The organism is Bacillus sanguinis, assembly GCF_018332475.1.
Taxonomy (GTDB): Bacteria; Bacillota; Bacilli; order Bacillales; family Bacillaceae_G; genus Bacillus_A; species Bacillus_A sanguinis.
Genome location: NZ_BOQB01000015.1, coordinates 1 through 12254 on the forward strand (window position 1 = coordinate 1; position 12254 = coordinate 12254).

A 12254-nucleotide genomic window follows, 5' to 3' on the forward strand; every position below is an offset into this window, starting at 1 on the left:
ACGGTAATCAAATTGTATCTTAGGACCATTTAGAATTTTAGTCAAATAAAGTGAAACTTTAATCAGTGGGGGTTGTCTTCATCCCCCACTGATTATTAGTTGAACCAATCGGACTTTTATGGGCAGTTGATCCCCCACCTAACTTCTTTGCTTTCGCTGAATTTTGAGGTGGAGGTCTTACTGCCCATTAAAGCGGGATAAAAAAAGGCTCGTTTAGAATAGTATGTATTTCATTTGACAAAAATAATTTCAGCGTTTATATTAAAGACCAAGTTAATCGACGATTAACTTGGTCGACAATTAAAACGTAAAAACTTTTAAAAAGGGGAAATACAAATGAACAAAACACTTATCATAAACGCACATCCGAAAGTGGATGATACATCATCAGTCAGCATTAAGGTTTTTAACCATTTTTTAGAATCTTATACGGAATTAATTCCTAATAATGAAAAGATTGAACAGATTAATTTATACGATGATATAGTACCAATGATAGATAAAACTGTTTTAAGTGCATGGGACAAACAAGGAACTGGACAAAAGTTAACTGGCGAAGAACAAAAAGTAACGGAGCGTATGTCCGAGATTTTACAACAATTTAAAAGTGCAAATACGTATGTTATCGTATTACCTTTGCACAACTTTAATATTCCATCAAAGTTAAAAGATTACATGGACAATATCATGATCGCACGTGAAACATTTAAATATACTGAAACTGGATCAGTCGGATTACTTAAAGATGGAAGAAGAATGCTTGTTATACAAACAAGTGGAGGAATCTATACAAATGATGATTGGTATACAGACGTGGAATACTCTCATAAATATTTAAAAGCCATGTTTAATTTCCTTGGTATTGAAGATTATCAAATCGTTCGTGCACAAGGAACAGCAGTACTAGATGCAAATGAAGTATTACAAAATGCATATAGAGAAGTTGAAGAGGCTGCTTCTAGATTGGCTAATAAATAAATTTTTTCACTGGAAGCATGATGGGTATAAATAAATATCCCCTCCACCATAAGGCAGAGGGGTTCTTCTCATTCCTATTTCAAACTACCCGCAATCTCCGTAAAGATAACCCCAAGTGCATGTGCACCTGCATCTGGATAGCCTAAGCTTCTTTCACCAACTGTACCTGCGCGGCCCATGCGAGCTACGATTTCTTTCGTGTACTCTGCGCCTTTAACTGCTGCTTCTGCACCTTTTTCAAAGGCAGTTTTCATATCTTCTTCGTTTGAAGCGCTAGCTAACCAAGAGTCTACACATGGAGCAAGTGCGTCAACAAGTGTTTTATCACCAACTACCGCTCCTCTGCCGAATGATCTTTCACCGATAGATTGTATGCCTTGAAGCGCTGCTTGTAACATTTCAGCGAATTCTTTCACTGTTAACTCACGCTTCTCGCCTGCTGCTTTACTAGCTGCGCGGAATGCACCGCCCCAAATTGGACCAGATGCGCCGCCGCAATGTTCCATAATAATCATAGAACAACCGTCAAGGAATGATCCGATCGTTACGTTTTCTTGTTCTACGATAGAATGCCACTCACGTTTTAGTTGCTTAAATCCTTTTGCCACACTCATTCCGAAATCGCCGTCACCTGCATGTGTGTCTAACTCACAGAACGGTACTTCATTTTTAATAATAATATCGCTCATTTTATCAACGAGATAAATCATGTTGTTTAATGTGATAACATTATTTTTAATAACAGCGTGCTCTTCCGCTGTTTCTATTTCAAAGGAAACTTCCTTCTCTTCTGTCTCTTCAAGCACATTCACGTACTCTACACTTTCAACTGGTCCATCTACTTTAAACGCTGGTGTATTGCATTCTTTTGATAGTAATGTTTTTAGCTCTTCATCTAATTTCATTACTGTTAAAGACATACCAGCCATATCGATACTTGTCATATAGTTGCCGACGAATACTCTATTAATTTTAATGTTTCTAGCAGCTAGTTCTCGCGTCACTGCGTTGTTAAATAAGTAAAGCTCTTGCAGTGGTGTTCCGCCAAAACCGTTAACTAGAAGCGCAATTTCTTCGCCATCTTTTACTCCTAAATCTTTTACAAGATCGTTTGTCATACGGTTCGCTAGTTCATCTGCTGACATCGTTTTTTCACGCTTAATTCCTGGTTCGCCGTGAATACCTACGCCGTATTCCATTTCATCTTCCGCAAGTGTGAAAGTAGGTGATCCGCTCGCTGGAACTGTACAAGACGTTAACGCTAAACCGATTGTGCGCACGTTAGCAGCTGCTTTTTCCGCTACAGCTTTCACCGCTCCTAAATCCATACCTGCTTCCGCTGCTGCGCCGGCAATTTTATGAACTAAAATAACGCCCGCAACGCCGCGGCGCCCTACTGTGTACAAACTATCCTCTACCGCAATATCATCATCTACTTTTACGTAGTCGACTTCAATTCCATCTTCTGTCGCTAAATGCGCACCATTTTTGAAATTCATAATATCGCCGCTATAATTTTTAATAATTAATAACGTACCTTTTTTACTAGCTGTCTCTTTAATCGCTTGATATACCTGAATTTGCGAAGGAGATGCAAACACATCTCCGCACACTGCCGCATCTAACATTCCTTTTCCGACTAATCCTGCATGCGCTGGCTCATGACCACTACCACCGCCACTAATTAACGTTACTTTGTTTTCGTTCATTTCTTTCTTCTTAATAACTTTATATTTTTTCAAAAGCTCAAGCTCTGGATGAGCCATAACCATTCCGTTGCACATTTCCATTACTAATGTTTCTGGTTTGTTTATAATCTTTTTCATTGTAGTTCTCCCTCAATTCCTTTAATATATTGTGATATATTTGAAATCTTCTTCTTACTACTCATGTTAAAATGAAAGCGTTTTATAGTAAACGGACAAAATGGACAATCTGTCTAAAGACACCGCTCTCATTTATAGATAGGATTTTCATATTACTAACATTCTAGGGATGATTCAGATGACCTCTTCTATAATTTCTAAAAAGATAATCGCGAACTCATTGAAATATTTAATGGAAACAGAGTCATTTCATAAAATATCAGTGAGCGATATTATGTTACACTGTCAAATGCGTAGGCAAACTTTCTATTATCATTTTAAAGATAAATTTGAACTATTAAGCTGGATTTATAGAGAAGAAACGAAAGAAAACATTATCGACTTTCTCGACTATGAAACGTGGGAAAACATTTTTGATTTATTATTTGACTACTTTTATGAAAATCAAAAATTTTACCGAAATGCTTTTAAAGTCATTGAGCAAAACTCGTTTAATCACTATTTATTTGAGCATACGAAAAACTTATATATGAAGATTATTGATGAATTATCTGTGAGCTGTGGATTCAGCCTTTCTGATGAGACAAAAAATACGATTGCCTCTTTTTATAGTCACGGCTTCGTTGGAACGATAAAAGATTGGATTGAAAGCAAATGCGAAGTAGATCCGTCCATTATGTCTTCTCTCATGAAAAATATGATAAACAATCAATTACTACTATTACTGGAACAATCAGCAAAGTAATTAAAGGGTGGCAAAAGCAATGAAAAAGATTATGAATGATGTACAACATATCGTTCAAGATATGCTGCATGGATTTTATTTTGAACATAATGACAAAGTAAATTACGACGAAACACATAACATCATTTATGTAAAAGATATCGAAAAACTGAAACAAAACGTCGCTATTATAAGCGGCGGTGGTAGCGGACATGAACCTGCTGATATCGGTTATGTAGGAAAAGGCATGCTCACAGCAGCAGTAAACGGAAGCATCTTCACTCCGCCTACAGTGGAACAAATTATTGCGGCTACTCGCCACATGCCAAAAGATAAAAGTATTCTATTCATCGTTAAAAACTTTAAAGATGATGTAGCGAACTTTTTAGCGGCGAAGCAAATTGCCAAAGAAGAAGGACGACAAATTGACCATATCATCGTAAATGACGACGTTTCAATTGAAGATGATGCTTCTTTTAATAAAAGAAGGCGCGGCGTCGCTGGCACTGTTTTCGTTCAAAAAATACTTGGTGCGGCGGCTCTTGCAGGTCATTCTTTAGAAGAACTGACTGCACTTGGCCGTTCTATCACTGAAAACTTACACACATTAGGAGTCGCTCTTTCACCTGCCAATAATCCAATGCAGGAAAAAGCTTCATTTTCATTAAACGACGATGAAGTCTTTTACGGCGTTGGTATCCACGGCGAAAAAGGTTACCGTAAAGAGGCACTATCCTCTTCTGAAATATTAGCGATCGAACTAATGAACAAACTAAAAAGCATTTACCGCTGGAGAAAAGGTGACAACTTCGCTATTCTCATTAACGGACTCGGTGCTACACCATTAATGGAACAATACATTTTTGCAAATGACATTCGCCGTTTATGTGAGCTGGAAGGCTTACATATTACATTTGTAAAAGTCGGTACACTGTTAACTTCTTTAGATATGAAGGGCGTTTCGCTTAGTTTGCTTAAGGTAGAGGATTTGGATTGGGTGAAGTGGTTGAAAGAAAATACGGAAACTGCTAGTTGGTAATACAAATAGGATGGCTTCAATGGGCCATCCTATTTTTGTACGTAATTCAGCTATTAAAAAATTTCTGCCCTCAATATTACAGCAAATTCACATTAAAAATGTAAATCCTCATTTCCTTCGTATTTTCCTTTATTAAGCCTTTTTCTTATGAATAATTCTGCAACAATTAAATTTGGTACCCACGCTAACCAAGCAATAACCGCGTAACTAAGTTCAAACCGCTCTATTCCAAATAGAACGATAAACAGCGGTAGCCAAATTCTTAATGTAACTGCCGCAAAGGTTAAAGCATAATTTCTAATCATCCAATTCCGATGGTCTTTAATCTTTTTATTCTTAACTCTATGTAACGCTTGATATGCTGATGTTAGCCAAAATACGGATAACAAACCGAAACCTAGCTTCGCCACCAATCCTCCCGTAGCATAAAAAGATAGGTATAGTCCAGAAACGCCGCCTAATAATATACCAACCAGATAGATTCTCCCAACTATTCTATGACGGTTGATATTCCTTTCTCTAAATTTAGTGGATAATGTAAACGGACCAATTACTAATGCTACTATACTAGTTGTAATATGTATAAAGAGCATCATATACCAGAACTCACTTAATTTAGATCCAAACATAAGCTTCGCTTTTACAAGCCCTGTTTGAAATCCATCCATAATAAAATATTGGACAACAATATAACTAGCTACTAAAAAAGCAAAACAAGTAAATACAAACCAAATTTTCCTGTTCAAATTTTACTGCCTCCCTATTACATTCACGGAAATTAGATTATACGTTACTGTTCATTCTTGGGAAAAATAGAAAATCCTTCTTCATACATAAAAACCCTCGAGTATATCGTTCTATACTTGAGGGTTTACTCATTTATTCCTTCTCGTCTCTCATTTTCTTAAATCAATAGTTAGCTCATCTGTAATCTGCTCAAGATGGAAAAATCTTTTTATATAATGGATATCAGACCATTTTTCTTCCCCACCAATAATAAATAATTCTTGCGCATCATACATAAATGAAAAGCTTGGATAGAAACTGTCCGCTTTTATTTCAATCTCACCAGTACTATCACCGATAATCTTACAGTCTGCTGAATAGCTTAATAACGTATAGAGCGAATCTTGTGCTGATTGGAAGAAATATTTCATAAGTGTAGTTACATCATCACTATTGGTAATAGATACTTTAAAAAAGTTCGTATCCCTTTTCTTATTAGTAAAAACTAGCTCAAACTGAAATGTATTCTCTTCTAAAAAAGCTTCAATAACGTCACCGCGCAAATAAGTTTCAAATAACATATACATAGGAAATTTATTAATTATACCTATACATCCTTTAATGATTTCTTCAAATCCTGTATGCTGATTCCAATTCGTTCCCACTCCTATTATAATAGGGTGATTTAAATAAATAGGATACGGTGATAACCCTTCATCTTTTAACATATACACTCGTTTTTCATCTGTATGAAGAGTTGGTTTAGACTCTTTTAGTACGTATTGAGATAATTGAACATGCAACACATTTACACCTGCCTATCATGTAATTAAGTTAGAAAAAGAGAATGCGTCATTCACATTTTACTGTGTTTGGGTGTGGAGAACGAGAATCATTTTATAAACGAGATCACACATCTCATTGGAGAATTACAGGTCTTCCAAACAAAGCTGGATAATAAATTAACATCGCCCCTACAAATGAACAAACCAAACAAAAAACAGCTTCATATTTTATAACTAGAGAAGAGCTGGTATCAAGCTTTTCCCCCTCTCTTTTACATATCATTTTAAAAGCTCTATATAATAAATACCCAATAATCGCCCCGAGGGTGTTCGTAAATAAATCATCAATATCTGTAATTCTATTATTTAGTAATTGATTTAACTCAATTGCCAATGAAAAAAAGAATCCTGCACATACGGTGTTTTTCATTTTTCTAAACTGCGGCCAAATAGTCGGCAATAAAAAACCGAACGGCATAAACAGTACAATATTCAAAAGATACGTAGTACTACCCGCCGTATCAAATAGAGTCAAATTGATTTGATTTACACGAATCCACGTTTCATATCTACTTATATCCCATACAGTCGCGATCTGCGTCACCCTATACACTAGTGAAAGGTAGAATAGAAAAACATACACCCATAGAAAATGCCAGATAGATATAGTTCTTTTCGCTTTAAAATAAAATCCGATTTGAAATACAATACAAAAAATAATCGTAAAAAAATACGTATACAAATAACTAATCAAAACTCCTGTATGCATGTAGAATCCCCTAACTTTACATTTCCATCTATATTTTTGTCGTTTTTAGTATCCTTCTTGATGTAACTTGTTTATATGATAGGAAAAACTTTTAAAATAAAGAGTAGGGTAAATATAAAATTTTTCTTAAATCTTCACATGCAACCCTTGTAGTATTTTCATCCATACAGTATATATAAGTTAAAGTCTGACTCAACCAGATATACTTATTCTGACAAGAGGACAACAGGAAGCATGAATGAAAGGGTACTTGATAAAGTGAAACTTTAATCAGTGGGGGTTTTCTTCATCCCCCACTGATTATTAGCCTTCACCAATCGGACTTTTATGGGCAGTTGATCCCCCACCTAATTTCTTTGCTTTCGCTGAATTTTGAGGTGGGGGTCTTACTGCCCATTAAAGCGGGATAAAATAAGAATTCGCGATGCGTGGGTGAATACATAATGTTAAAGAAGCTAGAAAATCTTATCACTGCATTTAATTTTGAAGAAGCTGAAAAATTATTTAAAAGCAACAGCTTTGAGGAATTCTCAGAAGAAATGCTATATGTTACTTATGAAAATAGTAGTATTACTAACTATAGTTTTATAAATTATTTATTAACGAAAAAAGAATTAAGTGAGTTACATGACCTTGCATTTGATTTACTAGTAAATCCCTTATGTCATATAGAAGGCGCATATCATTCTGCTTTGTATCATGCTAAAAGATCCGTGGATTTAACAAAAGAAGAAAATGTGGGTAGTTTATTACAATTACTCTTTCTCCATTCAGTACCAGATAAATTAATTTCTGATAAAAAGGCTATTGAAATTTGCAATAAAATTTTAGAGTTGGATGCTTCTAATGACGTTGCTAAAGAAACTATTAAGGAACTAGATTAATTAAGGGATTGCCATATGGCAATCCCTTAACTTTCTCATATTTATCCCTTCTCATCCCTCATACTGTAATACCCCAAATTAATAATAACTAAGAAATACCCACCCATAATTCCAGCAGCAAATGTCCACATGTACTCACGGTGTTCAATTTCATACATAATAATCGCACCGAGTATGGCGGCTGCGAACCGATTCATCATTCCGAGCATCGGTGCTTTTTCTTTTTTTACAATACTGTCTCCGAACTTTTCAATACGCCTTCCTAAAATCCAGGCGCAGTACATACTAACTAAAAGACCAATGCTTATCCCTACAAACTGGGCTCGAAAAGGTGTCACAAGCCATCCCAGTAACATCACGCCTAGCAAACAATATATTTGTATATTGAATGATCTTAATGCTATACGAATCATGTTATACTCCTTACCTTTCTCGTTAGTCCCATCTTTCGGACTTCAAGCTTTCAGATATATCTTTTTTAAAATGAGGGAATTTGATTTTACTCACCATTAAATACGCGAGTATGCATGTACCAAACGCCACGGAAACTGGATTATTTAAAAAGCATAAAATAAGAAGACACATTGCCGCGAATGGAATGGGCATGCCGATAAAGGTCGGGAGTTTACTTTGCTGCGTGTTAAATCTCGCAAGCCGAAGCATTCCGCAAATACTATAAGCGAGCGCACATATCATCCCGATAGATTGCAAATCTTTTAAAGCGACACTATAGGCAAGAATAGACGGTGCCACACCGAAGGTAACTAAATCCGCAAAGGAGTCTAACTCTCCGCCAATTTCTGAAACAGAACCGAGTTTCCGAGCGACCATGCATCAAACAAATCAAATACCATACCTGTAATAATGAACATAACTGCACCGAACATATCGTGAAAGAAAACAGAATAAATGGCCAATACTCCACAAATAAAATTCGCTATCGTCATCATATTTGGTATGTAACTCATCACACGCTTCTCCTCCTTTCTACTTATTACCTCATCTAAGTTCTTACTCATTACAATCAAGGTCCTTCTGTTTTTCTTCCAATATCACTTTATTTATTTTCTTTAGCGTATCCGTCATTTGTTCTAAAGCACCGATATCGATTTTTGAAAAATACTTCTCAATTAATACATCATCTAACTCAGACAATTGCTCCATATACTTACTACCGCTTGGACCAAGTGTAAGGAAATACTCCCTTTTATTATTAGGATTTACTTGTTTTGAAATCATCTTCTGCTTTTCCAATTTCGATAAAACTTGGCTCACAGCGCTTTTCGATATATTAAAAGTAGTCGCAATGTGATTTGCTGTCGTGTTTTCATTTAAATGAATATGAAATAGCATACTCTCTTGCTGCCCTGTAAGACCGTACTCATCTTTCAACTCCTGAAATAGTAAAATGTAGAATTCATTATAGGCTCGGTTCATTTCATTAATTATTTCTTTATACGTTCTAGTCATAGCACTCTTCCTCCATGCTGATATTTTGTTTCATTTAATAGTTAAGTTCACTTAACTTAACTATAGTATACAGTTTTGTTTGTGTAAAGGGGAATCTAGCTCTATACATTCCTATAACACGGAATAAAATATGCCCTTTGCTTTTCCACTGCTTTTCATTGATCAAATTCCGATGTGCACGGTACATCTATCATTTCGAATAAACAAACATAACCATTACAAAAATTCCATATAGACCCATTACTGGTTAAAATGTTATAATAAAATTACCCTACATAGTTACTCATATTCCGATTGAGGAACTAGCGTCTTATTAAGCAATGCGCATAAATTAAGTAAAAAAGACACTTTCAAGTGTCTTTTTTATTTATATTCTCACAGAAAATATCTCTTTTATACACAAAATCTATCAAATGAAAAGGAGACTATCATATGGAGCATCCTGTAGCAAGAGAACTGCGGTTCATACGTGTATGCCTTATTATCTTGATCATTGTCATTGCATTTTGGGATCGGGAAAGAGTTGTAGAAATCAATGATCATGGCAGCAGTTCTACCCCAAATATTAGCAATATGACCCAAATCGCTGAGAATACATTTGCATATAAAGATGATTTTGGTCAAATTAAGATATTTAAGTTTAACCCTGATACAAACGATATTTCACTCATCAAAGAATTTCATGCTGACGAATATTAATTACATAAAGGCACCTCAAGGTGTCTTTTTTATTTTCAAAAGGACCTGCTCATGTTTATACTTCAAAACATAAAGTACATGGAATCCGTTAAAAAACACGAGTGACCCTTTGTTTTCCCCTCTTATTAAAGGAGGAACTATTATGGGATTTGGTGGTAGTTGCGGCGGAGGCTGCGGTTTTGCTGGAGGATTTGCTTTATTAGTTGTGTTATTCATTTTATTAATCATCGTTGGAGCTGCTTGCTTCTGCTAAACAAACTATCGGAAAAGACACTCTTATATGGGTGTCTTTTCTTTATGAAGTAAAATGATGAAAAGACGGATTTACCAAGCTAAGCGACTTGTTGGTACTCCCCCTAAAAAAGATATGTCTTTATGACCTGACTTCTTATTTTACTCGGCTACTTCATCTATTTTTTCATTTTAAAAATTCTACACATAAAAAAAGAAAGTGAGAAAAAACACTTTCTTTTTTTATGTCTACATATCTAACTTTTGTAAAGCACCAGTTTTCTTATTTACTCCATAGAAAACTGTTTCATGCTTAGACCAATCTGTTACTTTATATCCGTATTGATCTTCAGTTTCAAATTCTTCTACATATACCGCAGTTCCAGGATGACCTTGAGCTTTTAAGAATGAATTTACAATAGACAATCCAGCTTGGAAATTAGGTACTTTTAGAGTAGTAGCTTCATTATTCACATTTTCTTTATTACTTTTCTCTTCCACATTAGAAACTTCTTTTTTCACTGGCTCTGGTTTTTGTTGTTGTTCTTGTTTTTGCTGTTCTTGTTTTTGTTCTTCTTGTTTTTGTTTTTCAACAATTTGCTTCTGTTGCTCTTCTCTTTCCTTTTGTTCTTCTCGTTTTTTCTGTTCAGCTAACTTCTTTTTCTCTTCTTGGTCTTTTACAAAAGATTTTGCTTCTTCTTTAGCCTTTGTAACTAATTCTGACCACTTTTTTTCTTGATCTTTAATTAATGGATGATAAATAGTGAACTTCATAAGACCATCTTTCGTTACTTCATCAACATTACTTAATTCTTTATTTTTAAGAATCTCTTCAACCAACTTCATATTCTTTTCGTTTTCTTGCAATTGGGATTGCAGTTCTTCTGTCTCTTTTTCAACACTTAATAAAGATTTTGTAATTTGTTTTTCAAATTGATGTTTAGGTAGCTTTTTTACTTTATCAATTTGCTCTAGTGTAACCTTTGGTGTTTCTGTTTTTTTCATATCATTTAAACGATTCATCTCTTTAGACAAAGTTTTTAAATCATCTGTTTTCTTATCTTGTTTTAACTCACTAGCTTCTGCATATAAATCATTAGCCTTCTTATAATCTTCTTTTTCCATTGAGGAATCTGCTCTCTCAATAATAGTATTCACTTTCCCACTTCCTAAGAAGTAATTAACTCCGAATCCTAGTGCTAAAACTAAGATGACCAATAATGGGATCCATAAAGCTTTTTTCATAAGTTTGTAACGCTCCTTATTTATTTTTTTATTGATATATAACATATATTAAAAGTACACTTCATTATAAACTACTATAGTGGAAAAATAAACCAAAAAACTTTTGTAATATAATTTATTAGAAAATTACTTAGCAGTTACAGTTAAGGGTAGCATCACATCGCCATCAACTTAAACGATTGATTGTTCACCAAAACGCAAGAAATGTGCTGATCTTATGAATAATTGTAAAAAGAGGGGCGTTTTAGAGGTGTTTCAAAATCTTGGCTTGATGGTCATGTGGTGCTACCCTCTGCTTTGCTAAAGCTACATACGCTTACAACATTTGTTCAAGAACAAGATGGTACTGAGAATTACCATCTTGAAAGTTGCTTATGAAATAATTAATCAACTTATAAATTATATTACAGAAGTTTTTCGTTCATTTTTTTGCTGTGGTGGTTTATAATAAGTTGTATTTAAATATAATGATAGGATGATTTAATAATGCAAGAATGTATTGACTGTGGAAAACCCATATCAGTAAACGCTGAAATTTGTGTACACTGTGGATCAACAAGACCTCATAGTGATTTCGATTTTATATTCGATTTAGTATCTGCCGGGGTATTTTTAGTAGGAAGAGCGCTACAATTGAGTCCATTAATAATTCTTGGCGCTTTTTTAGAATATATAGTTTTTAAAGAGATAAAATATAGCTGGATATTTTGGACGAGTAGTGCCATTCTCTTTTTCATTTATTTTAAATATAGAAAAATATCCGTATTTTTATTCCCTATTATTCTTGGCATCATGATATGCTTTATGAGTATACTTTATGGATTTTTGATAGGTTTTGTCCTGCTCTTAGTTAACTAATATTACTATAAAAAAACACA

The 12254-nt window shown here is 34.6% G+C and carries 14 protein-coding genes and 1 pseudogene; 7 read left to right on the forward strand and 8 right to left on the reverse strand.

Annotation, left to right across the window (positions count from 1 at the left end; all coding sequences use genetic code 11):
* Positions 1-336: 336 nt before the first annotated feature.
* A complete protein-coding gene (locus KI369_RS02065) occupies positions 337-978 on the forward strand; it encodes an FMN-dependent NADH-azoreductase (RefSeq protein WP_212954913.1) in 642 nt (213 codons plus the stop codon).
* Between the two features lie 74 nt (positions 979-1052).
* Here KI369_RS02065 and dhaK read toward each other — a convergent pair whose 3' ends face one another.
* Complete coding sequence (gene dhaK, locus KI369_RS02070) at positions 1053-2804, reverse strand: dihydroxyacetone kinase subunit DhaK (RefSeq protein WP_212954914.1); 1752 nt, start codon at positions 2802-2804, stop codon at positions 1053-1055.
* 178 nt (positions 2805-2982) lie between these two features.
* Here dhaK and dhaS point away from each other — a divergent pair, with 178 nt between their 5' ends.
* Together dhaS and dhaQ are read left to right on the forward strand one after the other, a co-directional pair.
* Positions 2983-3549, forward strand: a complete 567-nt coding sequence (gene dhaS / locus KI369_RS02075; RefSeq protein ID WP_000204220.1) for a dihydroxyacetone kinase transcriptional activator DhaS — start codon at positions 2983-2985, stop codon at positions 3547-3549.
* 19 nt (positions 3550-3568) lie between these two features.
* A complete protein-coding gene (gene dhaQ, locus KI369_RS02080; RefSeq protein WP_212954915.1) occupies positions 3569-4567 on the forward strand; it encodes a DhaKLM operon coactivator DhaQ in 999 nt (332 codons plus the stop codon).
* A gap of 92 nt (positions 4568-4659) precedes the next feature.
* On the opposite strand, the gene KI369_RS02085 is transcribed toward dhaQ, so the two are convergent.
* From KI369_RS02085 to KI369_RS02095, 3 genes are all read right to left on the reverse strand, one after another.
* The gene (locus tag KI369_RS02085; protein ID WP_212954916.1) at positions 4660-5313 is read right to left on the reverse strand and encodes a DUF2306 domain-containing protein; all 654 of its coding nucleotides are present in this window, start codon (positions 5311-5313) and stop codon (positions 4660-4662) included.
* 150 nt (positions 5314-5463) lie between these two features.
* Entirely contained in the window at positions 5464-6099 is a 636-nt protein-coding gene (locus KI369_RS02090; protein ID WP_212954917.1) for a hypothetical protein, read from the reverse strand.
* Between the two features lie 112 nt (positions 6100-6211).
* On the reverse strand, positions 6212-6847 hold the full coding sequence (locus KI369_RS02095; RefSeq protein ID WP_212954918.1) for a VanZ family protein: 636 nt from the start codon (positions 6845-6847) through the stop codon (positions 6212-6214).
* A 443-nt stretch (positions 6848-7290) separates the two neighbouring features.
* Here KI369_RS02095 and KI369_RS02100 point away from each other — a divergent pair, with 443 nt between their 5' ends.
* A complete protein-coding gene (locus tag KI369_RS02100; protein ID WP_212954919.1) occupies positions 7291-7731 on the forward strand; it encodes a hypothetical protein in 441 nt (146 codons plus the stop codon).
* Between the two features lie 41 nt (positions 7732-7772).
* Here KI369_RS02100 and KI369_RS02105 read toward each other — a convergent pair whose 3' ends face one another.
* The 3 genes and pseudogenes from KI369_RS02105 to KI369_RS02115 form a co-directional block, all read right to left on the reverse strand.
* Entirely contained in the window at positions 7773-8144 is a 372-nt protein-coding gene (locus tag KI369_RS02105; protein WP_212954920.1) for an ATP synthase subunit I, read from the reverse strand.
* A 22-nt stretch (positions 8145-8166) separates the two neighbouring features.
* Positions 8167-8750: pseudogene (gene pssA, locus KI369_RS02110) on the reverse strand (CDP-diacylglycerol--serine O-phosphatidyltransferase).
* Complete coding sequence (locus KI369_RS02115) at positions 8743-9201, reverse strand: MarR family winged helix-turn-helix transcriptional regulator (RefSeq protein WP_212954921.1); 459 nt, start codon at positions 9199-9201, stop codon at positions 8743-8745. The pseudogene pssA and the gene KI369_RS02115 overlap by 8 nt, the downstream one beginning before the upstream one ends.
* A gap of 432 nt (positions 9202-9633) precedes the next feature.
* Here KI369_RS02115 and KI369_RS02120 point away from each other — a divergent pair, with 432 nt between their 5' ends.
* Positions 9634-9900: a YmzC family protein gene (locus KI369_RS02120; protein ID WP_088356409.1), complete on the forward strand. Its 267-nt coding sequence runs from the start codon at positions 9634-9636 to the stop codon at positions 9898-9900.
* A gap of 142 nt (positions 9901-10042) precedes the next feature.
* Complete coding sequence (locus KI369_RS02125) at positions 10043-10153, forward strand: YjcZ family sporulation protein (RefSeq protein WP_000505679.1); 111 nt, start codon at positions 10043-10045, stop codon at positions 10151-10153.
* A 227-nt stretch (positions 10154-10380) separates the two neighbouring features.
* Here KI369_RS02125 and KI369_RS02130 read toward each other — a convergent pair whose 3' ends face one another.
* A complete protein-coding gene (locus KI369_RS02130; protein WP_212954922.1) occupies positions 10381-11376 on the reverse strand; it encodes a hypothetical protein in 996 nt (331 codons plus the stop codon).
* 486 nt (positions 11377-11862) lie between these two features.
* Between KI369_RS02130 and KI369_RS02135 the strand changes: the two genes are divergently transcribed.
* Positions 11863-12234: a hypothetical protein gene (locus KI369_RS02135; protein WP_212954923.1), complete on the forward strand. Its 372-nt coding sequence runs from the start codon at positions 11863-11865 to the stop codon at positions 12232-12234.
* Positions 12235-12254 lie beyond the last annotated feature (20 nt).

Coding starts and splice junctions, on each gene's coding strand:
- KI369_RS02065 (WP_212954913.1), top strand. CDS start 337: ATGAACAAAACACTTATCATAAACGCACATCCGAAAGTGGATGATACA.
- KI369_RS02095 (WP_212954918.1), bottom strand. CDS start 6,847: ATGCATACAGGAGTTTTGATTAGTTATTTGTATACGTATTTTTTTACG.
- KI369_RS02130 (WP_212954922.1), bottom strand. CDS start 11,376: ATGAAAAAAGCTTTATGGATCCCATTATTGGTCATCTTAGTTTTAGCA.
- dhaK (WP_212954914.1), bottom strand. CDS start 2,804: ATGAAAAAGATTATAAACAAACCAGAAACATTAGTAATGGAAATGTGC.
- KI369_RS02125 (WP_000505679.1), top strand. CDS start 10,043: ATGGGATTTGGTGGTAGTTGCGGCGGAGGCTGCGGTTTTGCTGGAGGA.
- dhaQ (WP_212954915.1), top strand. CDS start 3,569: ATGAAAAAGATTATGAATGATGTACAACATATCGTTCAAGATATGCTG.
- KI369_RS02135 (WP_212954923.1), top strand. CDS start 11,863: ATGCAAGAATGTATTGACTGTGGAAAACCCATATCAGTAAACGCTGAA.
- dhaS (WP_000204220.1), top strand. CDS start 2,983: ATGACCTCTTCTATAATTTCTAAAAAGATAATCGCGAACTCATTGAAA.
- KI369_RS02120 (WP_088356409.1), top strand. CDS start 9,634: ATGGAGCATCCTGTAGCAAGAGAACTGCGGTTCATACGTGTATGCCTT.
- KI369_RS02115 (WP_212954921.1), bottom strand. CDS start 9,201: ATGACTAGAACGTATAAAGAAATAATTAATGAAATGAACCGAGCCTAT.
- KI369_RS02100 (WP_212954919.1), top strand. CDS start 7,291: ATGTTAAAGAAGCTAGAAAATCTTATCACTGCATTTAATTTTGAAGAA.
- KI369_RS02105 (WP_212954920.1), bottom strand. CDS start 8,144: ATGATTCGTATAGCATTAAGATCATTCAATATACAAATATATTGTTTG.